Source organism: Aliivibrio sp. 1S128, from assembly GCF_001691065.1.
Taxonomy (GTDB): domain Bacteria; phylum Pseudomonadota; class Gammaproteobacteria; order Enterobacterales; family Vibrionaceae; genus Aliivibrio.
Genome location: NZ_MAJV01000058.1, coordinates 221,996 through 248,492, shown reverse-complemented (window position 1 = coordinate 248,492; position 26,497 = coordinate 221,996). Strand labels below are relative to the sequence as shown.

24 protein-coding genes and 3 pseudogenes are annotated in these 26,497 nt (G+C 38.7%); 19 read left to right on the top strand and 8 right to left on the bottom strand.

Features of this window, described 5'->3' with window-relative positions:
• Positions 1 to 200: 200 nt before the first annotated feature.
• The 9 genes and pseudogenes from A6E03_RS08905 to A6E03_RS08870 form a co-directional block, all read left to right on the top strand.
• Entirely contained in the window at positions 201 to 1,232 is a 1,032-nt protein-coding gene (locus tag A6E03_RS08905; RefSeq protein ID WP_065600658.1) for a cytosolic protein, read from the top strand.
• A gap of 173 nt (positions 1,233 to 1,405) precedes the next feature.
• Complete coding sequence (locus A6E03_RS08900; protein WP_065591263.1) at positions 1,406 to 2,674, top strand: DEAD/DEAH box helicase; 1,269 nt, start codon at positions 1,406 to 1,408, stop codon at positions 2,672 to 2,674.
• Positions 2,675 to 2,780: 106 nt separating this feature from the next.
• Positions 2,781 to 2,942 (top strand): hypothetical protein, encoded by a 162-nt coding sequence (locus A6E03_RS20025; RefSeq protein WP_141676972.1) that lies wholly within the window; start codon positions 2,781 to 2,783, stop codon positions 2,940 to 2,942.
• A 69-nt stretch (positions 2,943 to 3,011) separates the two neighbouring features.
• A complete protein-coding gene (locus tag A6E03_RS08895) occupies positions 3,012 to 3,464 on the top strand; it encodes a YccF domain-containing protein (RefSeq protein WP_065591262.1) in 453 nt (150 codons plus the stop codon).
• 244 nt (positions 3,465 to 3,708) lie between these two features.
• On the top strand, positions 3,709 to 3,951 hold the full coding sequence (locus A6E03_RS08890; RefSeq protein ID WP_065600657.1) for a hypothetical protein: 243 nt from the start codon (positions 3,709 to 3,711) through the stop codon (positions 3,949 to 3,951).
• Between the two features lie 149 nt (positions 3,952 to 4,100).
• Positions 4,101 to 4,460 (top strand): DUF4156 domain-containing protein, encoded by a 360-nt coding sequence (locus tag A6E03_RS08885; RefSeq protein ID WP_065591260.1) that lies wholly within the window; start codon positions 4,101 to 4,103, stop codon positions 4,458 to 4,460.
• Between the two features lie 338 nt (positions 4,461 to 4,798).
• Positions 4,799 to 5,368, top strand: a pseudogene (locus tag A6E03_RS08880) (winged helix-turn-helix domain-containing protein); the annotation flags it as partial.
• Positions 5,369 to 5,404: 36 nt separating this feature from the next.
• Positions 5,405 to 5,768, top strand: a pseudogene (locus A6E03_RS19840) (two-component sensor histidine kinase); the annotation flags it as partial.
• Positions 5,769 to 5,773: 5 nt separating this feature from the next.
• Positions 5,774 to 5,969, top strand: a pseudogene (locus A6E03_RS08870) (hypothetical protein); the annotation flags it as partial.
• 156 nt (positions 5,970 to 6,125) lie between these two features.
• Here A6E03_RS08870 and nqrM read toward each other — a convergent pair.
• The 3 genes from nqrM to A6E03_RS08855 are packed head-to-tail and all read right to left on the bottom strand — an operon-like array spanning position 6,126 to position 7,047.
• Positions 6,126 to 6,323, bottom strand: coding sequence for a (Na+)-NQR maturation NqrM (gene nqrM / locus A6E03_RS08865; RefSeq protein WP_065591258.1), 198 nt, complete (start codon positions 6,321 to 6,323; stop codon positions 6,126 to 6,128).
• On the bottom strand, positions 6,323 to 6,763 hold the full coding sequence (locus tag A6E03_RS08860) for a NifB/NifX family molybdenum-iron cluster-binding protein (protein WP_065591257.1): 441 nt from the start codon (positions 6,761 to 6,763) through the stop codon (positions 6,323 to 6,325). Before A6E03_RS08860 ends, nqrM begins: the two co-directional genes overlap by 1 nt.
• The gene (locus A6E03_RS08855) at positions 6,760 to 7,047 is read right to left on the bottom strand and encodes a DUF134 domain-containing protein (protein WP_065591256.1); all 288 of its coding nucleotides are present in this window, start codon (positions 7,045 to 7,047) and stop codon (positions 6,760 to 6,762) included. The genes A6E03_RS08860 and A6E03_RS08855 overlap by 4 nt, the downstream gene beginning before the upstream one ends.
• Positions 7,048 to 7,272: 225 nt before the next feature.
• On the opposite strand from A6E03_RS08855, the gene A6E03_RS08850 reads away from it, so the two are divergent.
• Both A6E03_RS08850 and A6E03_RS19835 read left to right on the top strand, forming a co-directional pair.
• Complete coding sequence (locus A6E03_RS08850; protein ID WP_065591255.1) at positions 7,273 to 7,617, top strand: hypothetical protein; 345 nt, start codon at positions 7,273 to 7,275, stop codon at positions 7,615 to 7,617.
• 168 nt (positions 7,618 to 7,785) lie between these two features.
• Positions 7,786 to 8,061: a nitrogenase-stabilizing/protective protein NifW gene (locus A6E03_RS19835; RefSeq protein ID WP_083190337.1), complete on the top strand. Its 276-nt coding sequence runs from the start codon at positions 7,786 to 7,788 to the stop codon at positions 8,059 to 8,061.
• On the opposite strand, the gene A6E03_RS08845 is transcribed toward A6E03_RS19835, so the two are convergent.
• The 5 genes from A6E03_RS08845 to A6E03_RS08825 form a co-directional block, all read right to left on the bottom strand.
• A complete protein-coding gene (locus A6E03_RS08845; protein WP_065600655.1) occupies positions 7,970 to 9,442 on the bottom strand; it encodes a hypothetical protein in 1,473 nt (490 codons plus the stop codon). The genes A6E03_RS19835 and A6E03_RS08845 overlap by 92 nt on opposite strands.
• Before the next feature lie 33 nt (positions 9,443 to 9,475).
• On the bottom strand, positions 9,476 to 11,041 hold the full coding sequence (locus A6E03_RS08840) for a bifunctional UDP-sugar hydrolase/5'-nucleotidase (RefSeq protein ID WP_065591253.1): 1,566 nt from the start codon (positions 11,039 to 11,041) through the stop codon (positions 9,476 to 9,478).
• Positions 11,042 to 11,239: 198 nt separating this feature from the next.
• Entirely contained in the window at positions 11,240 to 12,811 is a 1,572-nt protein-coding gene (locus A6E03_RS08835) for an arylsulfatase (protein ID WP_065591252.1), read from the bottom strand.
• A 170-nt stretch (positions 12,812 to 12,981) separates the two neighbouring features.
• The gene (locus tag A6E03_RS08830; protein WP_065591251.1) at positions 12,982 to 13,887 is read right to left on the bottom strand and encodes a hypothetical protein; all 906 of its coding nucleotides are present in this window, start codon (positions 13,885 to 13,887) and stop codon (positions 12,982 to 12,984) included.
• Positions 13,888 to 13,955: 68 nt separating this feature from the next.
• On the bottom strand, positions 13,956 to 15,506 hold the full coding sequence (locus A6E03_RS08825; protein WP_065591250.1) for an arylsulfatase: 1,551 nt from the start codon (positions 15,504 to 15,506) through the stop codon (positions 13,956 to 13,958).
• A 239-nt stretch (positions 15,507 to 15,745) separates the two neighbouring features.
• On the opposite strand from A6E03_RS08825, the gene A6E03_RS08820 reads away from it, so the two are divergent.
• From A6E03_RS08820 to A6E03_RS08785, 8 genes are all read left to right on the top strand, one after another.
• Positions 15,746 to 17,293, top strand: a complete 1,548-nt coding sequence (locus A6E03_RS08820; RefSeq protein ID WP_065591249.1) for an arylsulfatase — start codon at positions 15,746 to 15,748, stop codon at positions 17,291 to 17,293.
• Positions 17,294 to 17,524: 231 nt separating this feature from the next.
• Positions 17,525 to 19,720, top strand: a complete 2,196-nt coding sequence (locus A6E03_RS08815) for a multiheme c-type cytochrome (protein ID WP_255310615.1) — start codon at positions 17,525 to 17,527, stop codon at positions 19,718 to 19,720.
• An 85-nt stretch (positions 19,721 to 19,805) separates the two neighbouring features.
• Complete coding sequence (locus A6E03_RS08810; protein WP_065600653.1) at positions 19,806 to 20,801, top strand: MoxR family ATPase; 996 nt, start codon at positions 19,806 to 19,808, stop codon at positions 20,799 to 20,801.
• 8 nt (positions 20,802 to 20,809) lie between these two features.
• Entirely contained in the window at positions 20,810 to 21,748 is a 939-nt protein-coding gene (locus tag A6E03_RS08805) for a DUF58 domain-containing protein (protein WP_065600652.1), read from the top strand.
• On the top strand, positions 21,745 to 22,284 hold the full coding sequence (locus A6E03_RS08800; RefSeq protein ID WP_065600651.1) for a DUF4381 domain-containing protein: 540 nt from the start codon (positions 21,745 to 21,747) through the stop codon (positions 22,282 to 22,284). Before A6E03_RS08805 ends, A6E03_RS08800 begins: the two co-directional genes overlap by 4 nt.
• Entirely contained in the window at positions 22,274 to 23,401 is a 1,128-nt protein-coding gene (locus A6E03_RS08795; protein ID WP_065591244.1) for a VWA domain-containing protein, read from the top strand. The genes A6E03_RS08800 and A6E03_RS08795 overlap by 11 nt, the downstream gene beginning before the upstream one ends.
• On the top strand, positions 23,394 to 25,091 hold the full coding sequence (locus tag A6E03_RS08790) for a VWA domain-containing protein (protein WP_065591243.1): 1,698 nt from the start codon (positions 23,394 to 23,396) through the stop codon (positions 25,089 to 25,091). Before A6E03_RS08795 ends, A6E03_RS08790 begins: the two co-directional genes overlap by 8 nt.
• Positions 25,091 to 26,434 carry a BatD family protein gene (locus A6E03_RS08785; protein WP_065600650.1) on the top strand — a complete coding sequence of 448 codons (1,344 nt, stop codon included), beginning with the start codon at positions 25,091 to 25,093 and terminating at the stop codon, positions 26,432 to 26,434. Before A6E03_RS08790 ends, A6E03_RS08785 begins: the two co-directional genes overlap by 1 nt.
• The last annotated feature ends 63 nt before the right edge of the window (positions 26,435 to 26,497 follow it).

Sequence of the window (26,497 nt, the reverse complement as noted above, 5' to 3'; positions counted from 1 at the left end):
GAGCCTATTATAATAGTTAGAAATTATCTAAATTCATTATGGTGTAAATAATAAATAAACTTGAATGCCAAGTTGTAACTATGACTTGGCATTTTTTGTACCGAAATCATTCCAACTGTAATTATTAGTGTTCAAACTAATATTTTCGTTTAACGGCTATCTTTGATACAATCTCGCGCCTGTTTTTGATGGAAGATTAAATGAAATTATTATATTGGTTAGATGAGTGGTTAACCAACTCACGTTCAGAGCAACAAGCACAACTGCCAATGTCTGGTGGAGACTTACTAGACAATGTGTATGTTAAATATAACTTTGTTGATGTGAACAAGCCGCTATTATTCACTTTTTCTCCTGCTGGTACTAACGTACAAGAGCAAGATATCCATGAGGATTTTTCTCCTTGGGGTTACCATTTAGCGCAAAAACAACAAGTAAATGTTATCTCTTTCCAACACTTAGGGAAAAGCAATTGGTTCCGTAGCCGTAATTTAATTTTCTTTTTAGAACAATTAGCTACGTTGCTAGAACCTTTCACTTATCGTTTAGGCTATGGCCTGAGTCGTGGTGGTTTCGCTGTGGGTGCTTTTGCAAATTTATTGCAGCTTGACCAAGTATTGCTATTTCATCCGGTGAGTACTAAAAACCAACAAATAGCGCCTTGGGATGACAGGTCTAGTACCGAACTAGCACAGCAATTTGATTGGGAAGGGGATTATCACGATCTCGATTTAGGTAAAGCTAAGGGGTACATTATTTATGACCCAACCAATCGTATCGATCGTTTGCATGCGAAACGTTATCCAGAACTGACCCATTTACGAGTCTTTGGGATGGGGCATGGAACTCATGCAACGTACTTGAATAAATTTGGCTTTTATAAGCAAGTTGCGGTGGATTTCATTCGTAATCAACAGATTGACATTGCACAGTTCCGTCAACAAACGAGAACATTACGTTTTAAAGAAGATTATTATAAACGTCTCAGTAAAGTTAATTCGAGTTCAGAACATCGTTTAGGATTATTAAGTAAAGCTCACAATATTCTGATTGATGAAAAAGAAGAACATGTGCAAGAACACCAAGCGCAAATTGATGTGCAGCCGCTTATTGATATCGCACTTAGACACCAAGATGAACACCCAAAAGATGCGATCAAATTGTTAGAAATGGCTCAACAATTAGTTCCTAATGATCCTTTAGTTGAGCATAAACTTAAACAGCTACTTTAAGCTTATTTTATTGTCTAAATATCGAAGCGCCCCGTTTTAAATGGGGCGTTGTTGTATCTGAGGTATTATTTTTTATTAAGCGAGAACCTAGAATGATTGATTTAATTCACTCTAGAAAGAAAAAATAAGTTAAAATAGCCGGCTATTATCTTAGCTTTGAGCCCTTTATATTAATGAGCACTATCACAACTCCAGCCAATTTTACGGAACTTGGCCTTATTTCACCTTTGTTAGCACGATTAACTGAGCTGGAATACCAACAGCCAACGCCTATTCAAGCGCAAGCTATCCCAAGTGTCTTAGCTGGACGTGACTTAATTGCAGGGGCAAATACAGGCTCTGGTAAAACAGCTACCTTTGCTTTACCTATGTTGCAACAAGTATCTGAACAACAGCAATCTACTAAATCACAAAATACGAAAGGTAACTATGTTACTGGTTTAGTGTTAGTTCCTACTCGTGAACTAGCGAAACAAGTAGCCGATAGCATTAAATCTTATGCAGTGCATTTTAACGGTGCGATTAAAACCGTTGCAGTATTTGGTGGCGTATCTGCTAATACTCAAATGCTTGCCCTACGTGGTGGTGCCGATATTTTGGTGGCAACGCCAGGTCGACTACTTGATTTGATTTCAAGCAACGCGATTAAGCTTGATAAAGTAAAAACCTTAGTGCTTGATGAAGCCGATAGAATGCTAAGCCTTGGTTTTACCGACGAATTATCTCAGCTGCTAGCATTAGTGCCAAAGCAAAAACAAACATTATTATTCTCAGCAACGTTCCCTGAAGAAGTAGAAGCGTTAACTCAAGCGCTACTGAATAATCCAGTCGAACTTCAATTACAAAGTGCAGATGCAAGTACATTAGTACAGCGTGTATTTACCGTTAATAAAGGCGAAAAAACAGCCGTATTAGCGCATTTGATCCATCAGCAGCAGTGGCGCCAAGCGCTTATTTTCGTTAATGCGAAAAACAGCTGTAATCACTTAGCGGATAAGTTATCTAAACGTGGAATTACCGCTGAAGTATTTCATGGTGATAAAGGCCAGGGCGCTCGTAGTCGTGTGCTTGAAGGATTTAAAGCGGGTGAGATTGATGTACTAATCGCGACAGATATTGCGGCTCGTGGTTTAGATATTGAAAAACTGCCTGTAGTAATTAACTTTGACTTACCAAGAAGTCCTGCTGATTACATGCACCGTATTGGTCGAAGTGGCCGTGCTGGTGAAGTGGGTCTAGCGCTATCATTAATTGATTTTGAAGATTACCATCACTTTAAAATCATTGAAAAGAAAAACAAAATTCGACTTGATCGTGAACAGGTTGAAGGTTTTGAAGTAGATGAAGACATCACAGCCGCTTTATTAGAAGCGATTAAACCTGTAGCAAAACCAGAAGGTACAGGTAAGAAGAATAAAAGAAAATACCCAGATAACTGGTAAATTATACCGTTATTAAATTAGCATAATTACAAACACTCGGTAGGTATACTTACCGGGTGTTTTTCGTTTAAACGTTGGATATCATAATCTAACTTAAGGAAATAAAATGAGAAAACATTACACAACTGAAGGCGATGTAAACTCTAAAAAGCAGAAAGAAGCTTATCCTGTTCTGGCTTTATGTGATAAATGTGTAAGTAATTACATTGTCATTAGTGAAGGTAATAGAACGTATGACAGATGTGCAAAATGTGGTGCTGACGATTAAGCGTTTTGTATTCTTCATTATTAGAGTTTACTCTATACCCAATAACTGCATTTTAAGTAAGGAAAGAAAATGAGCGCAATTGGTAATTTAATTTGGTTTCTATTTGGCGGCGTCTTCATGGGGCTGGCGTGGTGTTTTTTTGGAATATTAGCTTTTGTTAGTATTATTGGTATTCCTTGGGGGAGAGCGTGTTTTGTTATTGCAGGATTTTCCTTCTTCCCATTTGGTAAAGAAGCCATTGCTCGTGATGAATTGACGCTGAATGAAGACATTGGTACGGGTAGTCTTGGTTTTATCGGTAATGTGTTGTGGTTTATTTTTGCCGGTTTTTGGCTGGCGATTGGGCACGTCATGTCTGCTATCGCGTGTTTTGTAACGATTATTGGTATCCCGTTTGCCATTCAGCACTTAAAACTGGCAGTGATTTCAATTGCGCCTATTGGACAAACAATCGTTGATAAAGAAGTAGCAGCGGCAGTTCGTCGTGCTAATGGTGAAGCCGAAGCGAATAAGTGGCGATAACTCACACATTAAATAGTGTCGATAATATAACGCCAGTTATCGATGCTATTTATTTTGATATGAATCATTAAATATGACTTTAGTCTTCTTTATTTAAATTGAATAAAAAGATTAATATTTTTGAATTTGCGAAAGATAATACAAAAATAAAATTAATTTATATAATGTAGCCATTAATAATAAAAATATGTGATGATATTGATTCAATAACACATTTTTTATTATTCGTGTAATGAGGTGCATTATGACAGAGATGGCGATATCAGGTTATCTTGGGTGGTTCTTTTTATTATTAATTAGCTATCCATTTATTTTGGTTGTTATTAATATTGCATGTTATGAGCCAGATCGAAAAAAAGCGACTTTTTGGTTTAATATCATCTGTTTTTTATTGGCTGTCTTTCTTTTAATTATGCATATGAATATAGAAATAATTTATGGAAAAGAATTATTAGATGCTTGGTATAGTGCGAATCCGGATGAATAATGCAATATTAAAATCATTAGCAACAAGGTCACAGCAGTAACCTATTATCGTTCAGTTCTTATTAAATTGAGCTATTCTTCATTTTCTACTTGCCAGCGGCGAAATTTTCACTAAAATCGCGCAACATTTATTTGGTTAGTGATTAATTAATGAAAACGCTAATAGCTAGTGTAGTACTAGCATCAACAATGTTATTAACAGGCTGTGTAACTTTTCCAACTCAAGAATCAAAAAAAGTAGACGTGATTTGGGATGAAGTTGATGCAGTAAAAGAGTGTAAACGCATGGGTATCGTATTTGGTTCAGAAGGCCATTTTTATGATTACTGGCTTCATGCAGATAAAGATATGGTTTGGGGAACGTTAAATCAAATGCGTATTAAAACTGCGTCATTAGGTGCTGATACACTATATTTGTTTCAACCACTTAATTTTTCAAGCTCAGTAACTATGTTTGGTAATGCTTACTTGTGTGGTAAAAAAGAAGAAGAAAAACCGTCAGTAGAATAATAAATATAATTAATCATATTTAAACGTTTTATTTAGAACAAAAGTTAAAATAAGCGTAACCGGAGATTTAGATACTTAATTCCCTCCGGTTACGTTAAATGCTGGAAAGATAGCAGCAAAAAGAATAATGTTTTTTCATTATCATCTTACCGATTTAATTTATTATTCTTGGGATCTAAGTAGTGATAAGTGAAGGTGAAAACCCTGTTATGAATGTGCAAAATATGGCGCTAATGATTAATATCTGTATTGATTAGTAATAGTGGTATTATGACGTCACTTTAATATAAGTAATCGTATTTTAGGAATGAATTCAAGTTACAATAAGTGAAACTCGCGATAAGGCTGATATTGTGCTGCTAGATTTAATGCTTCCTGTAACCGATGGACTTACAATTTGTAGACAGACGCGTACACACTATAAAGGTAAAATCTTAATGCTCACCGCTAGCGATGACGATTTTGATCATGTCGCAGGCTTAGAGACAGGGGCTGATGATTATGTCACCAAGCCAATTAAACCAAGAGTTTTGCTGGCAAGGGTTCGCTCGCTATTACGTCGTCAAGAAGTTACAACTCTTTCAATCGATGATTCAGACACCCTTCAGTTTGGTCAGCTCGTTTTGAAAAATACGTATAAGAAGTGTGAACTTTCAGGTGTGGTTTTATCGCTTACAGACAGTGAGTTTGACTTATTTTGGTTATTGGCAAGCAACCCAGATACTTCTTTGTCACGTGATTATTTGACGCAAACACTCCGAGGTATTGAATACGACGGGGTAGACCGAACGATTGATAATAAGATTGTACGTCTAAGAAAAATACTTGGCGATGACAAAGCGCCAGCAGAGAAAATTCAAACCATTCGTGGTAAAGGGTATTTATTTGTTACAACCGCTTGGCATTAACCTCGCTCAATACGAGCGTAATGAAAGAGAATAATTATGCGACGTATCTATTTAGAGTCCTTATTTGGGCTGTTAGCTTGTTTTATAACGGGCCTTTTTGCCTACGAAATTTGTGTCTATCAGCTCAATACCGACTACGAATATGTATTGCAAGATTACGAAGCAACCGCCCATCAGCAACTTATAGAAAATATCGCAAAAAAATCAGGGGCTTGAAGCGGCCCACCAAGCGATCAATCAGTTTGTTGAAACCACTCGAAATACACTTGTTACTTTTAGCTCAAATGATGATATACCTATTCTTGTTTCTAGATTCTTCAACACTCATCCAAATAACGTTATCTTTCACGATGAAGAACGAGAACTATGGTTTCGCTTAGCGGACAGCGACAACGTCTACTACTCACAGCACACGCTGAAAGCTTCAATATTGTCGGTTTCCAAGTTCCTGGTAACACAAGATCGTGCAATGGAGTTAGTGCCTGAAGGCGCAACGCTTGAAACTATTCGTGCCACAAATTCTGATACGAGTTCTGTTCTAGGTATTGTTAACCGTATTATCGGTATTGATTATGTTCAAGTAGGCGGTAAAAAACAGTAATTCGCTTAAGTCATAAATTGCTAAGTGATAGATTATGTTTAAGTAATTATATTGCTAAAGTAGGTGAAATATACACCATTATTAAATAAGCAGTGAAGATAGTGACTCGTCACTGCTCATTTTTAATTGTACTAATTGGAAGCGATACGCTTTAACTTATTTATCTGTAGGCTCTGAGATTTGATAAAGCTTATGATCGTCACACGTTGTTTCACAATTACATACTTTATTGACACCGACGGTATTTAACCCGCCACAACTTCCTTGTATTTCTTTTCGACCAAATATTACGCCTAGTGCCATTAATAAAATAACAAGAACAAAAACACTGAAAGTAATTAATAGGGTGCTCATTACTTTACTCCAAAAATAGTGAACTTTCGTATTAACTGTGGCGTATTTAGCTTTGTCACTGGCATTGAGCTTGTTTTCTTTTTACTGCAACCGCTTTGTTTTTTATTTTTACATGGACGACCTTGAGAAGGGTCAGTGAGTTCAGTAAGACTTGATAATTTTATCGTTTCAAAAGACTCTTTTCCTGAAGTGCGAAATACTCGAATATTAGCGTTAAGAAGTTTCGTTAACATCTTTTCGCCAATATTACGTATTAACACAATATCAGTGTGTTGGCTTTTTAATAGGGCTAATAACGATTTTTTACCACGACAACCTTCACCTTTTAAAGCTGGGTTTGCTCTTCGTTCTGATGTGTTCTGATCCGTAAAAATAAATTCTTCAGCCTTCGTGAAATGGCCGGCAATACGTTCATTTTGATAAGGAATTGCAAATATCATTCTTCTGTCTCCGTTTGTAGCATTAAGGCTTTACCTTCAACCAAACAGCTTGTTACTTTAAATCTTGCTTGTTTAACAATGTTGCCGAAGGTTTGGCGGGATACCATCATTTGATCGGCTCCTTCTTGTTGACTTAGTCCTTCAAAATCAGCTAAACGCAATGCTTCTAATTCTTCAGCAAGTAACTCAACTTGTGGTAACTCGACGGTAGGTACCCCGTTTGGTTTAAAGCAACTGTAAGGTGCTCTGCCGCAAATACGACGGCATTTTTTAGGTCTTGCCATGAATGCTCTCCATTAAATATGAAAGAAGTATAAGTAAGTTTATAGCATATGCCAATAACTATTTTTGGCATATGCTATAAACCCTATGAGTAATTCAGATTAAAAAATAGTCATTAGGTTCTTTTTCTTTACTTAGATCAAATGGATTTAAGAAGGAGTAACGACAAGCTTATTTTTATTCGTTATTATCCGATTCAATTAGAATAATTAACTTGGCTAAATATTATGAAAATTTCTGTTGATGGTGGTTCTTTTAAAGTTTCTGTAGATACTGAGTACGAAGGTTTGGTGAGTGAAGCGACTCACATCTTCCATACTACGCGTGAAGAAGCTGGCTCAAACGACAGAGCAATCTTACGTTTTCTGCAAATTATTATTGAGCACCGTGAAGATAATGACGCCATTGGTTATGCATCAATGGGTCTATTAGGTTGGTATAACGAAGTAATTTATCCAGTAGAAGATAAAGATATCGTATTGAACTTACCTAAAATTTTACCGCATTTGTTAAATCCAGCGGGTGATCTTACGGCAACAAGTGAAACAGAAGGAAACACCTTTAAACACTGACCGATCACTATTTCTAGACAAAAAATAAACGCCCTTAATGTGATGAAATTGGGGCGTTTTTTGTTGGTGGCACTTTTAATTATCTTAAATTAAGATAAATACGGACTACATCAATACCTCAAATAGCATTCACTTTACACTGACGCAAAACCATTAATAATGTAACCCATGAGCCAAGAAGACATTCAAAAAACGATAGCGAGTTTTACTTGCATAGAACAAGCGTTAGATCACTTTGACATTGGATTTGATAGTCGATTTATTGATGATAATCGTCTACAACTCATGAAACGGTTTAATGGGTATCTGCTGCTGACAAAACCAGACGATTGGTTTTCTGCTCGTCGTGCACTTAAAAATGCTTACTGCAAGGTACAACGGAGTTATTTAAGCAAACACTCTCGGTCTGCTTGTCGAGGTTGCACAACTTGTCAGCGTCGGTAGATGAAACATGCTTGTAATTAACAAAGCCCACTAAACTCTCAATGGATTTAAAGTCTATATTAAGTTTCAACAAGGCGTTTTTTCTTTTATCACAATACATTACATTGTAGATATAAGTGAAAATGTGATGCCACTGCATATAAACTTTGTGCGAGAGCATTCTTTGTTTAGAGATAGGCAGCCATTGAGTGAAGTGCTGTTCAAAATCTGCGTGCCAATCAAGACGTATAGAATTTAAATTAGGATGCGGACCATTCGTGAGGTTACATAATGTAATATCCCAATGTTTGTTTTGGCATTGCTGCGTAAATTTTTCCCATGTCTCATTCCACCAGCCAATGTTTTTTCGGTTAATCTGATTGGAATAGTCAGGCGTTGATGGAGAAGCATATAGATAATAAAGATCGCATTGATTTTGTTTAACTCGCTTTTCAAAATTAGTGATTGAAGATCCTCGTAAAAAGCTTTCATGCTCAAGTAATAATTGAAATTTTTTATTCTCGGATATAAGAGTATTTAACAGTAAGTAATGAGCATGAGCTACATATACAGGACGTAATATAACGCCTTCTTTAGTCTTAGTTTCAGACTGGTAAGCGTAAGCAATATCATCAAACTTATGTCGTGAAAATATTTTTTTATAAGTCATTTCGACAGATGAAAAAGAAGAGTGGCTTTCTTTATGTTTAGGTTCAACGTTATTTAATTGATATAGATCTTTACTGTGTGAGTTGTCTAATAATAAATTATCACTATTGAGAATTTGAAAACCGAGCTTACAATCCACTGTACTTAATCCCCAACATTTTAATCCAGACTGTCGAGCGCTTCCTGAGCGTAGCATCACGGTATTTGTTTTTGTATGAAGTATAAGCGGGTTTTCTGTTTGGACAATATCAGTAACTAACAACTGAGTGACGTGTTCTAGTAATTGAGATAGCTGTGTTAAGCGAGTATAAAAAACTTTACTGTTTAATCCTAAATGATGATGTAGTAATGATGGTGTCTTACCATTTGTGATTGCATCTAACATAGACTGAAGTTTTAGAGAGAGCGTAGCTGGATTTAATAAGCTAAATATATGCGCGCATTGGCAGCATCTTCGTCGCGGACTGCCTGATTTTGTTGTGCCATAAGCCTGTGTGCGAGTCTTTTTGGCACAGTTAGGGCAATAGGGGGCTTGTATTGCATTTTTACTTTGTGAGATTTGATTATAGAGTGTCAACATTGAATTATTATCAAGGACCGGGGTAAATGCCCCACACTCTAAGCACTGGTAAGAATCAAAACCAAGTTGATTATTGCGCTTATAAATTGACAAGTCAGGGTTAGCTAGATTAATGCAATCAAATGATTTACATCCATTAAACTCTGTTTTCATTGTTTAATTATCCAACTAACCACTGAGAATTAATTACCTATTTATGGTGACATCAACTTGTCGACCAAGCTTTGGTACGATGATTTTCTTATGCTGTTTAAAGCCATCAATTAGTACTTGAGTCACCGAATCACCTTGAGACAGTTCAGTACCTTTATTAAATACAGTATAACCATCTCCGCCACTTGCTGCATATGAATAAGTTGCTACAGTATATTTCTGAGTATTAGAAACCGGCTTACCATTGATGTTAAGGCTAATTAAACGATTATATTCTGGTTTTGAACTGTCATAATGTGCAGTTATCCCCGAGAATTGAGCGAGACCATAAGGAAGAGTATAGCTGTACTCAAGTAACTCCTTAACATCTTTTCCGGTTAGCTCTACGACGGTTAATTTGTCAGTAAACGGGAATAGATTCATTACATTTTCACGGGTAACGTCGCCTTCGTTTAAATCAACTCGAATACTACCAGAGCTAAGCATTGCGATGTCAGCATTTACATTTTGGCGCATTAAGTCTGCTGCTAGATTTCCAATGTTTGATTCTCGGTAGTAACGACGGAAGGCAGGAGCATCAATTGTCGCTAATTTATCTTCTAGACTTGGATTATCAGTACGAACCTTTTGAATTAATTTGTAGGTTTCTTCATCACGTTTTAGGTTGTTTGAATCAACAGGGATTAGTTTTCCACCAAGAAATGTAACGTCATGCTTTTCAGTATCGACAGTAAATTTAGTGTAACCAAGGTGCATGCCTTGTCCAAAAGTTAGGCCAATAACCGTACCTGTATCAGGATGAACAACCGGTTCATTTAAGCCATTATCTGAATGACCTCCAAAAATTACATCAACGCCTTTCAGTTTTCCAGCCATTGCGAAATCTTCGTCAAACCCACGTTGCACTTCAGCGTCAGCTTCTTTATCTGTTTGCATTGGCGCTGTTTTATTTTGGTGGGTAAGAATAACAATCATGTCAACGTCGTCACGTATCTTATCAGCCCATAATTGTGCCGTTTCTGTTGGATCTTTTATGCTTAACCCTTTACGGTTTCCCTTCCACATGGTGTTGTAAAACGCATCAATACCCATGACACCAATAACACCGATTTTGACGCCATCACGTTCAATAATGGTGTATGGTTTGGCAAGCAGTTCATTAGAAGATTCATGGTAAATGTTGGCGTTTAGAACTGGGAAGTTTGCTCGTGGCATCGTTTTTACTAGAGATTCCCAACCATATTCAAATTCATGATTACCTAGAGTAATTACGTCATATCCCATTGAGTTGTAAAGGTCAAAAGGAAGGGCGCCTTTAGTTTTTTTAGATAAAGCACCAGTATAAATGTCACCTGCATCAAGTAAAAAACTTGTACCTTCTTCGCTTCTAATATTTTTAATTAACGTTGCGATATAAGGAATACCGCCCATCATTTCAATATCATCTCGCCAGAAAGCTTCAACAGGTTCATAAACGCTTTCAATGTCATTGGTATGCAATAAGGTAACTTCTTTTATTTCTGCCCATGCAGGAAGAGATGTCGCTGCGCTGATTAGGGATAAAGAAAGGAAAAGAGGTTTCATTTTATATGATTTCATTACGGTCTCATTCTGTAGAAGTAAGGTTAACGGTTGCTATTCTACGAATCACGGCAAATGTAAGCGTGATGTTAATCACATTTGATAAATCAATCAATAGTTCGGTTTGCAGGTTTTACCATTTGAGTTGGTTGTTGATATAAAAAGCCCTCAATGATCAACATTGGGGGCTTTTGGTTTATTAGCTTTAAAAATAAATTACTTAACGTTTAAGTTATTCATCTGTTGCTGTAGTTTATCTAACTGTTGCATCTTTCCTTGTAACTGAAGCGATTGAGAACTGATTGCAGCAGGGTTCATTAATTGACCTGATTGCATTGGATAATCAGGTAGTGTGCTAAAGAACTCACCTAGTACGTCTTGCATCGGCACAAATAACCACATGTTATCAGCCATCCAACGCATATACATACCTGATTCATGTGGTGCTTTTTCAAATGGGTCAGCACGTAGGTGAATGATTTGAGGCCAGTTTGGTTCTAGACGAACGGCATTTGAAATATTACCTTCCATTACAGCAAAGTTAAGTTTCCAATCCTTCCAGCGTACCGCATTCAGCTCACCATTTGCAGTGAAGTAGAGTAGGGATTCGCGAGGGCCTTTATCTGTTTTGCCTTCAAAGTACGGCTTGAAATCGTAACCATCAATATGAACTTTGAACTCTTTGCCGTTGGCTTTGTAGCCTTTAGCTAGCTTCTCTTTCACATTAGGAACGCCAGCGGCATCAAGTAAGGTTGGAAGCCAATCTTGGTGTGCCATCATTTCATTGATTTTAGTGCCCGGTTCGATAGTTCCCGGCCAACGAACAAGTTGTGGAACACGCATACCGCCTTCCCATGTCGTGCCTTTTTCGCCATAGAATGGGGTTGCACCGCCATCAGGCCATGTCGCTGTTTCTGCACCGTTATCGGTTGAATAAATAACAATGGTGTTATCTGCCACGCCTAAATCGTCTAGCTTATCCAGAAGGATACCAACTTGATCATCGTGTTCCATCATGCCATCAGCATAAATACTTACGCCAGATACGCCTTGGTATTTCTCTTGTAGACGAGTCCAAACGTGCATACGCGTCGTATTGTGCCAGATGAAGAAAGGTTTATCGGCTTTAACTGCTTTTTCCATAAACGCGAGTGAAGTGTCTAGGAATTCTTCATCCGCATGTTCCATACGTTTACGCGTCATTGGGCCGGTATCTTCGATCTTACCGTCAGCAAACGACTTAATCACACCGCGAGGACCGTAATTTTTACGGAATTCAGGGTCTTTAGGGTAGTAATACGTTTCTGGTTCTTCTTCCGCATTTAAGTGATAAAGATTTCCGAAAAACTCATCAAAACCGTGGTTAGTTGGTAGGTGTTTATCTTGATCACCAAGATGGTTTTTACCAAACTGAGCAGTCATGTAACCCTGTTCTTTTAATAGATCTGCAATAGTAGGAGCCCAATCTGGAATCCCATGATCAGAGCCTGGCATACCAATTGTCAACAGACCGGTACGGAAAGGTTCTTGGCCTGTAATGAAAGCGGCACGCCCAGCGGTACAAGATTGTTGTCCATAGTGGTCGGTAAAGAGTGCGCCTTCGTTAGCAATACGATCAATGTTTGGTGTGTCGTAGCCCATCATGCCTTGGTTGTAAGCACTGATGTTCCAGTAACCCACATCATCACCAAAAATAGCTAGAATGTTTGGCTGAGCTGCGGCCATTGCCGCACCAGAGGTAGCCAGTAAACCAACGCCAACAGCGATTTTATTTAAATTATGTCCCATAAAGAACTCCAATTAGTTGCGATTAATTATCTGTACTCTAAATGAGAAATAATAACTCGTCGCTTTATAGGCGTTATAACCAAAGGTTATATTTTAACTTAAATTATTGATTATAAATAAATTGTGTGTGTATTTGTATTATCTTGATTTAAGAGAGAATGAGATCTTTATCAAAGAGTTTTAATTGGTAACTCTTTAAAAATAGTAGAATATCTGCTGGCATAGCGAGACCATCGGTAAACATCACTCGCAATAGCTGCATCAAATACGGTGATAATTTCTGGTTGCTTTAAAGCACGCCGAAACGCAAAGAGTTTACTTATTTTTTCAAATTCTTTTGGGGTGAAGCCTGTGATGTATTTAAATGCATTTCGAATGGTTTTTTCAGATATATTCTGCTGCTTGGAGAGAAGTTTGATCGCCTCGGTAGAAGACATTTCCATCATAAAATTAATACACTTTGGAATAAAATCTTTTCTTGATAACTTACTTCTACCGGTTGGCGCTTCTTGGCGCATAGGGGTCGGGTGAAATGCGAGTAATTCTACAATCCGAATGAGTAATATAGCACCAATGTTTACGGTATTATCAGGAAAGGATTTAGCCGCTTTTTGGGTGATTTCTCTTAATTCTTGAGCATAATTTACATCGATACTTACTGGTACCATGCTATGGCAAAGTTGGTTGAATTTTTTGTTGTTGCTTTTTATATCACACACTAAAATTGGTGAATTGGCAGGGATCTGAAAACAAAAAGGTAATTGGCTTTGCTCTGAGATTAAAGCGAATTGATTATTTTTACACTCAATGCCATTCAAGCGCAAACCACCGCTGTTAACATCTAATAGTAATAACGTTTTTGAATGGGGTGATAATGGTAAGTGAAAACTAAATAAAATGATTGGATCTGGACTTTCGAATAAATAAAAATTAACGTTATCTCGTTCTAGATATTGAAAGGTAAAGTTTGCAGTATCAAGCGTAGAGGAGAAATTGGGGATTAATGCTTGCCCATTAAATAATTCCCACAGTTTTTCGCTAAATTCATCGAATGTGAAGTGATTTAGATTTGTCATTATTTACCTTTAAAGCTAATTCAATCATAAACAGAGCCCAGAATGAGCCCTGTTTATTTAGGTGTTACTTATTTACCCGCGTTGGATATTTTTTCCATATTCATCATTTGATTCATTACTTTATCAACTGAGAAACTAGGGATTTCTTGACGTGGAGGGAACTCTTTGAAGCTCTGAAGCATTTTGGCAACTTTAGCCTGCGCAGGAACAAATAAGAACACATGGTCAAATGCCCATTCATCATAACCAAACCCTTGATCTGCTTTTTCATATGGGTCAACTTGTAGATCGAAAATCATTGGCATACGTAACGTAGTCAGTTCACGAGTCCATACTTCCCAACCTTGGTGCTCTTGTATCTTAAAGTGTAGCTTCCAGCGACCATCACGCATTGCAAGTAGATCACCATCATCCGACCAATAGAAGAACTCTTTACGTGCACTTTCTTTTGATTTTCCTGTTAGGTAATTGACTTGGTTATAACCGTCTAGGTGATTTTTGTAAGTCACACCATTATCGGCTTTGTAGCCTGTTAATAATTCTTTCTTAATCTCTTTATTACCAGCGATAGCAGCTAGGGTAGGTAGCCAATCTTCACCTGCAAACATTCCGTTAAGTTTTGTGCCGGGTTTTATATGTCCAGGCCACTTCACAACAGCTGGAACTCGGAATCCGCCTTCCCACCCAGTGTTTTTTTCTCCTCGGAATGGGCTGAAAGCGGCATCAGGCCAAGTGGCATTCATTGGACCATTATCGGTGGTATAAATAATTATAGTGTTATCATTAATACCAAGATCATCGACCTTATCTAATAATTTACCGATGATATTGTCATGCTCAACCATGCCATCTGCGTAATCTCCAAGGCCTGTTTTTCCTGAGTTTTCGGCTTTTATGTGTGTTCGTGCGTGCATTCGTGTGGTGTTATACCATGTAAAAAATGGCTTATCGGCTTTTACTGCTTTCGTCATGAAGTTGACGGCTGCATCTAATGTTTCTTCATCAACGGTTTCCATACGCTTACGTGTTAGAGGGCCTGTGTCTTCAATTTTTCCGTCAGCGTATGAGTGAATAACGCCACGGGGCCCAAAGTCTTTACGGAAGTTCGGATCTTTTGGATAATCAGGATTTTCTGGTTCTTCTTCTGCATTTAAGTGATAAAGATTACCGAAAAATTCGTCAAAACCGTGGTTGGTTGGCAACATATCATCATTGTCACCAAGATGATTTTTACCAAATTGCCCTGTGGAATAACCTAAATCTTTTAAGGTTTGAGCAAGGGTAATATCTTCTGCTTGTAGACCTTGTTTTGCACCCGGCATACCGACTTTAGTTAACCCTGTTCGGATCGGCATTTGTCCAGTAATGAATGCCGATCGCCCAGCCGTACAAGACTGCTGACCATAATAGGAGGTAAATAGAGCGCCGTCGTTTGCAATACTATCAATATTCGGAGTTTGATAGCCTAGCATGCCTTGGTTGTAAGCTGAGATATTTCCGTAACCAACGTCATCTCCAAAAATAACGAGAATATTAGGTTGCGCTGCTGCATAGGCAACATGCATTCCTGAAATGACTATTCCAGTAGCAATAGCGGTTTTCTTTAGTATTTTATTCATAAATTTTTCCTAAAAGAATGTATCTATATATCGTGGTTTTCGATTAGAAGAATATTTGAAAGAAACCCTTATCATCCTGTAAAAACGGAAATAACGCTGTATTGGAATTGGTTATGTTGCTCATATCTGAAAGTTATAGTTAGTATTGTAAATAAAATGTTTATTATTTGGTTGAAAATGTTTACTTTGTAAGCTATACATTAATCGATACTCTTTTATTAATGGAAACAGGAGTTTATATGGAAGTTAAAAAGGGAACAAAACGCCGCTTAAGTATTATATCTGCAGTTCTTATGGGGGCTTCAGGGTATTCTTTGGCTGCTGAACAACCAAATATTCTCGTTATTTGGGGTGATGATATAGGCCAATCAAATATCAGTGCTTATACCTTTGGTCTGATGGGGTATAAAACACCGAATATCGATAGTATCGCCAAAGAAGGGATGATGTTTACTGATTACTATGGTGAGCAATCATGTACTGCAGGACGTTCTACTTTCATTACTGGGCAAAGTGTTTTACGCACAGGTTTGAGTAAAGTTGGTTTACCTGGTGCAGATATTGGTCTGCAAGCAGAAGACGCCACCATTGCTGAAGTGCTAAAACCAATGGGGTATATGACTGGGCAATTTGGTAAAAACCACCTTGGTGATAAAGATGAATTTTTACCGACAGCGCACGGATTTGATGAGTTTTTTGGCAACCTTTACCATCTAAACGCTGAAGAAGAACCTGAGAATATTGATTACCCTAAAGATCCTGAATTCCGTAAGAAATTTGGTCCTCGTGGTGTTATTAAATCTTATGCTGATGGCAAGATTGAAGATACCGGCCCTCTAACGCGTAAGCGTATGGAAACGGTAGATGATGAAACAATGGCAGCAGCGATTGATTTCATGGGACGAGCAGTAAAAGCGGAGAAACCATTCTTTGTATGGTGGAACGCGACTCGAATGCACTTTAGAACTCACGTGAAACCTGAACTACAAGGTTCTACAGGCATCAGTAACTATGCGGATGGCATGGTTGAACATGATAATCACGTAGGTGAAATTCTAAAAGCCGTTGATAAATTAGGCATTAAAGACAATACCATCGTGTTCTATTCTACCGATAATGGTCCACACATGAACTCGTGGCCTGATGCCGGTACAACCCCATTCCGTAGTGAGAAAAATACAAACTGGGAAGGGGCATATCGTGTTCCTGCGATGGTTCGTTGGCCTGGTAAAATTGAACCAGGTGTCGTATCAAATGAAATCATGCACCACATGGATTGGCTACCAACGTTTGCCGCCGCTGCGGGTGATGACAAGATTAAAGAGGAGTTGAAAAAAGGAACAAAACTTGGTAACAAGAGTTTCAAAAATCATCTTGATGGCTACAACTTTTTACCTTACTTAACGGGTAAAGAAGATAAAGGCCGACGTGAAGAGATTTTCTACTTTACCGATGATGGCGATTTAGCAGCGCTTCGTTATAACAAGTGGAAAGCGGTATTCATGGAGCAACGAGTGAATGGTACGCTTCAAATTTGGTCTGAACCGTTTGTAACACTACGTTTGCCTAAGTTGTTTAACTTACGTATGGACCCATACGAAGTGGCTGATGTAACGTCAAATACGTATTACGATTGGTTATTAGATCACGCGTATATGTTTGTTCCTGCACAAGCGTATGTGGGTAAATTCTTAGAGACATTTGAAGAGTTCCCTCCTCGTCAAAAAGCAGCAAGCTTTAGTTTGGATCAGGTTATGGAAAAACTTCAACAACCGCATAATAAGTAAGTGAACCTCCAGTAATATTTGGGCTCTTCGGAGCCCTTTTTATTTTTAGTCAAAACCTTTGTTAATTCACAGAACCTATAGCTTGGGTGGAAAGTTGGCACTATATAAGCTATATCTAAATGATTGTTATCTTTAGTTTTAAAGATAAAGAACTAAATAAATATCAATACAAGGATGTATATGAGCAGTAAAAGAATCGTCTATGGTTTTTTCGTTGTATGGATGAGCATAATGACATTTTCATCAACTGTATTTTCTGCGGATTTTGTGGGCAGTGATACGTGTGTTGGTTGCCATGAAGACGCGGTTGACGCATGGAAAGGGTCGGATCATGAAATGGCAATGAAACACGCAGATAAAGACAGCGTGTTTGGTGATTTTAATGACGCGATTTTTGAGTTTAAAGGAAAACCAAATCGCTTTTTTAAAAAAGGCGATGAATACTGGGTCAATATCGAAGGGCCTGATGGACAATTTCACGATTACAAAATTAGCTACACCTTTGGGTTCGAGCCATTGCAGCAATACATGGTGGAATTTGAAGATGGGCGTATTCAATTAATTCCATTCGCGTGGGATTCAAGAGAAAAGAAAGAGGGTGGCCAACGTTGGTATCACCTTTACCCGGATATGGAAAAAACCGATGAGTTTTATTGGACTAATACAGGCCAAAATTGGAACTTTATGTGCGCCGATTGCCATTCAACCGATGTAAAGAAGAATTACGACGCAAAAACAGATACCTATAACACGAGTTGGTTTGAAATTAATGTCGGTTGTGAAGCCTGTCATGGCCCGGCAAGTGAGCATATTGCATGGAGTGAAAACCAAGAGAAAACCACCAACCTCTATTATGGTTTTGAACGTGATTTAAGCAAATCAGTAAAAGAGTGGGTGTTTAAAGAAGGGCATACAACGCTTCAACCAAAAGAGATTACACAAACCGACCAAGTCGCGGTGTGCGCGCAATGCCATAGCCGTCGAGTTCAAATTAATGAAGATCAAGCACATGTAGAAGGATCTTTATTAGACAGTTATTTACCGAGCTTAATTACTTCTGATTTATACCATAACGATGGTCAGATTTACGATGAAGATTATGTATACGGTTCTTTCATGCAATCGAAAATGGCGAAAAAAGGCGTCACTTGTACTAATTGCCATAACCCGCATTCAACCAAATTAGATATTCCAGAGCAAGCCGTGTGTAGTCAATGTCACATTGCCTCAGAATATACACCAGAAAAACACACCTTCCATGAAGCCAATACAGAAGCATCACAATGTACGACGTGTCACATGCCAGAAACAACGTACATGGGCGTAGACGCAAGGCGAGATCACAGTTGGCAAATACCAAGACCCGATTTAAGTAAAAACATAGGCACACCTAATGTGTGTACTCAATGTCATGAAGAGAAAGACGATGTGTGGGCAGATAAAAAAGTCGGTGAATGGTTCCCTGATTCAGCCTATCGAAATCAGCAACATTTTGCGGTGGCATTTTATGCCTCGGACATTAATTATCGCGGAGCAGGAGATGCACTTTCATATACCGCGCAAGATGCGAAGCAATCTGGGATTATTCGTGGTTCTGCTTTGCAACGTTTAAGCGCGTTCCCAAGTAAGAATACCTTAGTGGCATTGGGACGAGCGGTAAAAAATGATGATGAATTAATTCGATTAGGCGCTATTCAAGGATCGGCAGGGTACCCATCTCATGATCGTTGGCAAATATTATCGCCGTTATTAACAGATAGTGTGTTAGGTATTCGTGCCGAAGCGGCGGGAGCATTAGCGGCGTACTGGCCGGAATGGAATCCATTGCAACGTGAGCAGTTATCTTCAGCTTTAAATGAATACATGAATGTTCAATTGTTTAATGCAGACAGAGGTTTTGGGCGTACCAATTTAGGTAATGTTTATCGTTCTCAAGGTCAACTTGAAAAGGCAGAAGAAGCCTATTTAGGGGCGATTAATGTAGAGCCGTACTTTGTGAACAGCTACGTAAATCTTGCGGATTTGTATCGTTCACAAGGCGATGAAATGAAAGGTCTTTCGTTGATGCAACAAGGGATCAAAGCACAACCTAAGTCTGGAGCATTACGCTACAGCGCAGGATTAGCACTATTGCGTTTAGGTAAAAAAGCAGAAGCAGCTAATTACTTTAAACAAGCAACTGAAACTGAAGCTCAAAATGCACAATATTGGTATGTGTACGGCTTATCACTTGAAGGTATTAATCTTAATCAAGGTGCGACTGCATTAGCAAAAGCCTTTAGTTTAAGCGGTAATCCTCAGCATTTATTTGCACAGTGTGATCAATTGTTAAAAGCCAAATCAGCACAAGCAAAACAATGTATTACCCAATTGGAGCAATATGCTCCTAAAAATGTGATCGAAGATCTTAAAAAACGGCTTTATTAATGAGCACTATAACCAATAGTTATGATGGATTTAACTAGAATATTTTATCGATAAAAAACCAGATAAGTGGACTTAAGGAGAAAACATGAATCAAACACAACAGGCCATTACTTCGCTCATTTCTCAAGTGGAGAAATCAGTGATTGGCCAATCCCATGTGGTTCGTTCACTTGTTATTGGGTTATTAACTCAAGGACACGTTTTATTAGAGGGCTTACCGGGAACGGCCAAAACGCGCTCGGTAAAATCACTGGCAGACAATTTACATACGTCGTTTGGGCGTATTCAGTTTACGCCCGATTTACTGCCATCCGATGTAACGGGTACAGAAGTGTACCAAGAACAAAATGGCAAACCTCAATTGCATTTTCAACCGGGTCCTATTTTTAACAGCATTGTATTAGCGGATGAAATTAACCGTGCGCCAGCCAAGGTTCAAGCTGCGTTGTTAGAAGCAATGGCAGAAGGCACCATTACCGTTGGCGATCAAACCCATACATTACCAGAATTGTTCATGGTACTGGCAACCCAGAACCCAGTAGAGCAAGAAGGGACCTATCCATTGCCTGAAGCGCAAATGGACCGATTCATCATGAAGGTGTCTGTTGATTACCCAAACGATGACGCTGAATTGGATATTATTCGCCTTGTGCGGGGGGAAGAGTCCGGCAATAAAAAACATCAAGCAGAACCCTCAGAAGTAGAAGCATCAATTCAGTTAGATCCTTCAATTGTTATGCAAGCCAGATCTGAACTTTCGTCTGTCGAGGTTTCAGAGATCTGTGAGCGTTACATTGTTGCTTTAGTCATGGCAACGCGTAAGCCTGAACGTTATCCCGACTCTAGTCTTTCTCGTTGGATAGAGGTAGGTTCAAGCCCCCGAGCATCGATTTCATTGGATAAGTGTGCTCGCGCCTATGCATGGTTACAAGGTCGAGATTTCGTAGAACCGGATGATATTCGAGCAATGGCTCACGCTGTATTAGGTCATCGTGTCACTTTGAGCTATGACGCATTAGCAGATGGTGTGACTCAGCAACAGGTGATTGACGAGTTGTTGGATCACGTTGTTATTGGGTAGGGCTTTTTATGAATAAAAAAAGCACAGATACACGCATACACAGTGAGTATAGCCAGCTAGTTAAACTTCAAGCTCAAGCGAGAGCGTTCAGTTTATTGCCGAATTTAAAATCAGGTACGGCGTTGTCTGGGCGTCATTCCTCTATTTTTCGTGGTCGTGGATTAAATTTTGAAGAGTTAAGACATTATCAACTCGGAGATGATATCCGTAATTTGGACTGGAAAGTCACAATGCGAACAGGCAAGCCACACGTACGGTCATATACCGAAGAAAAAGATCGTAATTTTATCGTGTGTGTTGATCAACGTAGCAGTATGTATTTTTCTTCGGTTGATACGATGAAATCAGTCGTTGCAGCAGAGCTTGCCGCGTTAACCGCTTGGCGAATATTACAAGACAGTGATCGCGTTGGTTTTGTTATTAATGCCACAGAAAAAATGCATTGGCTTAAACCTAAGCGATCTCAAGGTGATTTACTCCACCGATTGCAATTGTTAGCCAATATAAATCAATCGTTAGATGTGAGCAGTAAAGATGAAGAGGCGGTAAGTTTTTCTCAATTTGTAACCTTACTTGGGCGATTAAAACTCAAAGAAGCGACTATTATTATCTTTAGTGATTGGCATGGTGTAAGCGAAGGTGAAATAACGCACTTAAAGCACCTACAAAAACACAATGATGTATTAGGAGTGCTTATATCTGATCCTTTTGAATCTAATTTCCCTTCTCAAAACAGTGATTGGGTGGTGGGTGATGGCTCATATCAACTAAACTTGAGCGATACAAAGAAGTTTGATTTGGCCAATAAAGGGTTAAGTGAACATCAAGCACTTAAAAAAGATCAATTGATTCAGTTAATGGCAGCGAAAGGGCTTCCTATAATTGAAGCTGATACGTCCGGTCATCATATTGAGCAATTTAAACGCGCAATAGGAGGAAGACGATGAGTATTCATGAGCCACCAAGCAGTTATATGCTTCGTAAAATCAGTGAAGTGACGGTGCCAGATCATGTCAGTTGGTTTCCTCAGACGATTGGTTGGCAGATTTTAGCGTGTATATTAATGGCCTTTATTTCCTATAAAACAGTGTTGTGGGGAAAAGAATGGTGGGCAAATCGTTATCGTCGAGAGGCTCTTTCTTTAGTACTATCGATGCAAAAATCTAGTCTTAGTGCAGAGAGTCAGAATTCGCAAATTACGCTTGATTTGTTTGAAGTAATGAAAGCGGTGGTGACCTATCTAAACCCCAAAAAAGCGAATGCTTTTGGACATGCATTTCTTATTGAATTAGATGATTTCTTACCTCAAGAACAAGCGGAATTTACTAATGAAATTGGACAGCATTGGATGCGTGCATTAGTCCAAAAACGCCATGCATTATCGACTCAAGAATTGAAGCAATTATTCGTTATGTCTGAACGTTGGTTGAGAGAGCATGATCGTATAATTAAAAAAGAAAAAGGGGACAATCATGCAGTTTAGTCAACTTGAATTGGCCAATCCGTATTGGTTATGGATATTGCCATTACCTATTATTATCTATTGGTTAATTCCAGCGTACCGAACTCGTCAATCTGCAATAAAAGTGCCTTTTTTCGACGTATTAGTGCAAGCTTTAGATGAAACGCCATCTGAGGGAGCAAGCGAACTGACTGCAAGTGTGTGGCAAAAGGCCTTTCTCGTTATTTCATGGTCTTTATTGATTTTGGCGTTAACGAAACCAACAATTCTAGGAGAACCTCAAACTCGTGAAAGGTTAGGTAGAGATGTCATGGTAGTGGTTGATCTATCAGGTTCGATGGCCGAGCCTGATTTTGTCTCAAAACATGCCTCGGGTAAAGAATCTGATGTTGGTGAAATAAAAAAAATATCCCGCTTAGAAGCCACAAAAGAAGTACTGGCTGATTTTGTCAAAACGAGAAAAGGTGACCGTTTAGGTTTGATATTATTTGGGGATGCTGCTTTTGTTCAAACGCCATTCACGGCTGACCAAAAAGTATGGTTAGAGTTATTGAATCAAACTGATGTTGCGATGGCAGGGCAAAGCACACATTTAGGTGATGCTATTGGTCTTGCTATTAAAGTTTTCGAGGACAGCTCATCAGAAAATAAGGCACCAAAAGAGCATTCTGGAGATGAAAATTCAAAGAATAAAAAACGAGAAAAAGTGGCCATTGTGCTAACCGATGGCAATGATACTGGCAGTTATGTTGAACCCATTGATGCAGCCAAAGTCGCAGCCGCGAAAGATGTGAGGATTCATATGATAGCGATGGGCGATCCAAGAACTGTTGGAGAGCAAGCGTTAGATATGGACGTCATTAACCGAGTCGCAGAAGCATCGGGTGGAAAAGCCTTTCAAGCAATAAATAGAGACGAATTAGAGCAAGCCTATGAAGCGATTGGTGAATTAGAACCTCAATTGTATGAGAGCACAACGTATCGACCAAAAGAGTCAGTACATCAATATCCTGTGATGTTAATTGTTGCAATGTATTTATTGGCATTTGGTTTTGCAACCATTAAGCGTCACCTTAAATCGTCAACAGTAAAATCAACCAAACAATCTACTAACCAATCAGGAGAGAGAAATGTTTGATTCCCTGATGTGGCAACAAATCATCGTTCAGTTTCATTTTATTCGACCATTGTGGCTATTAGTTATGGTGCCATTTGGTCTGGTTATTTATCTGCGTTGGAAACAAGACTCAAAAAATGAATGGCAGAAAGCATTACCTAAGCATTTACGGTCAGCATTGACGATTAACGATGCCGGGTGGAAAAAACAATTGCCATTAAAATTGCTTGGTGTTGCCATGTTTGTGGCGATTATTGTGTGTGCAGGACCAACTTGGGAGCGTGAAGCGTCCCCTTTTGGTGAAGACAAAGCTGCGTTGCTTATCGTGTTAGATAACAGTCCATCTATGCTACAAAAAGATCTTGCACCAAATCGACTCGAGCGTTCAAAGCAAAAGATCCGAGACTTAACCGCATTGCGAAAAGGCGGGAAAACAGGTTTAGTGGTATTTTCTGGTTCAGCACATCTTGCGATGCCATTAACCAAAGATGATTCTGTATTCGCTCCCTTTCTAGCGGCTATTCAACCCGATATTATGCCTGTTGAAGGAAAAAGTGCAGAAACGGCGCTGCCTTTGATTTCGCCACAATTAGGTAAAGAAAATGTAGGTACCGTTTTGCTCATTACTGATGGAGTGAACCCAACTACGATTACCACTTATCAAGATTATTTTGCCGACAGTCGACACCAATTATTGGTATTAGCTGCGGGTAATGGGGATAGAGCCAGTGAAAATCCGATGGATTTATCATCATTAAAAACATTGGCAAGTAAGAGTAAGGGCAGCGTGGTAGAAGTTACGATTGATGATGCTGATATAAAAAGCATAAACAGCAAAATTGAACGTCACATGCAATTGAATAACGAATCAGCAATGCCATGGCGAGACATGGGGTATTTCTTATTATTTCCAGTGGCATTATTTATGTTGTCCTGGTTTAGAAAAGGCTGGTTAGTAAAGTGGTGTTTGGTTGCTTTGGTTGTATTTCCTAGTTTTTATTCACAACCCACTTATGCTGAAACCGTGAGTTTGAAAGCAAAAACAAATGAACCACTTAAAGAGGTGACTTTATGGGAAAAAACAACTCAGTTTTGGATGAACTTATGGTTTACGCCTGATCAACAAGGTCAATGGTACTTTAATCAATCGGAATATCTTGAGGCCGCGAAAGGATATAAAGACCCGCTTAAAAAAGGCATTGCGTATTACTATGCTGGTGAATACAAATTAGCTCACAGTACTTTTTTACAAGTGAAATCAGATTTGGGTTTGTTTAACGCGGCTAATTCTCTTGCTAGGCAGCGAGAATATGTTGCAGCGCGTGATGTATACCAGTTGCTGTTAAAAAGAGAACTTGATGATGAACTGAAAAAAAAGGTCGAAATTAACTTAGCAGTAATGCAAGGCATTGTTGATGAAGTCAATCGGATGAGTGAAAGCCAGAAAGGGACAACAGATGGCCCAGAAGAGTCTTTTGAACTAGGCGACGATAAGCCCAAAACGGGCGATGGTGCTGATGAAGAAGTTGATGCTTCAATGATGAAAGAAGAAAAACTAAATGCGAATGAGATCTTAGGAAGCCAAGAGTTAGCCGATAAATGGTTACGTCGTGTAGAGGCGGATCCTAAGTATTTTTTACGCGCAAAATTTCAATTACAATTGCGAGCTCAATCTTCTACAGAACAACCTAAGAAAGAAGAGGTGAAATAATGTCTCGACACAATGATAACCGCAGAGGTATTCATCTTGTTATCTTCATGCTTGTGTTACTTATGACCGTGAGTTTCAGTTCTCGATCCGATGCAGCAGAAAAACTGACGAAAGCAGATCAAGTGACAATTAAGAGTTGGTTAAGTGATTCAAAAATCAATCAAAGTGGTGATAAAAAAACGCCAACGTATTCAATAAATCAGCAAGTTATCTTATATATAGAGGTGGTGACGCCTAGATGGTTTACCGGAGGGACTCGAATTGCTCCGATTGAAATTCCTAACGTGGTCGCAAAACAGCGTAACCAATTGGCCACTAACTTTACGGAAAGACGAAATGGAGTCACCTGGACTCATCAGCGATGGGAGGTGACATTATATCCGCAATCGGAAGGGACATTTGTTATTCCACCAACGGCAGTAAAAGTACAGGTTTCGCGTGAAGGTGTTGGTAATGTATCTGGTGTGCTTTATACCGATCCACAGAGGTTTAGTGCGATTACGCCTTCTGGGCTTTTGAGTGATGATATAGAATGGGTAGCAGGACGTAATTTCACGCTAGAGCAAGAGTGGGAAAGTTCGAACGAGGATCTAAAAGTTGGAGACGCTATCACTCGTACTGTCATTATCAAAGGTGCCGATACATTAGCAATGCTGATCCCTGAGCTAATTGAATTAAACTCAAATGATGGGTATCAAACTTACGCCCAACCGAATCAATTGAGAGATACGCAAACTCGAGGCGATTATTTATCAGAAAGAAAAGAATCGGTTGTGTACGTATTGCAAAATGGAGGAGAGGTAACGTTTCCTCCGATAACGCTTACTTGGTGGGACAACGAAACACAACAGTTGAAAAGCAGTAAATTAGAAGGAAATACTTTTGCTGTTACACATACCTTTAGTTCTTGGTTAACTCAATATTGGAAAGCATTAGTTATCGTTTTTGGGCTATGTTTTGTATTGATAGTACTGGTAGTTAACGTTGTGCGTTATTATCAAACTCATCCATTACCTGCTTGGTTTATTTATTCTAAAGCGGTGAAAAATCAACAATGGGGCAAAGTGAGAGTATTGCTTTACCGGTCATTGAGATCAAATTATCAAATAATGGAATTAAAGCAGTACAAGAAAACAACAGAATGGCAGCAGGATGTTAAAGAATTTCAGACCAATAATATAACCAAATCATTATCGACACGAGTATGGAAAGGGATGACTCAACCATTAACGCTATTTACTTTTATTTTAGCAAGGTTTAAACCAGATGATGTCTTTCCTAAATTAAAAAAGAAAAAAGAAAAATATAAGAAAAAGCAAGATAATCAACACAAAAGTAGCTAATTGTTGTTGTTTCAGGCTGTCAATTCTATACAGTAACGTTAAAAGCAATAAACCATGTTGGTG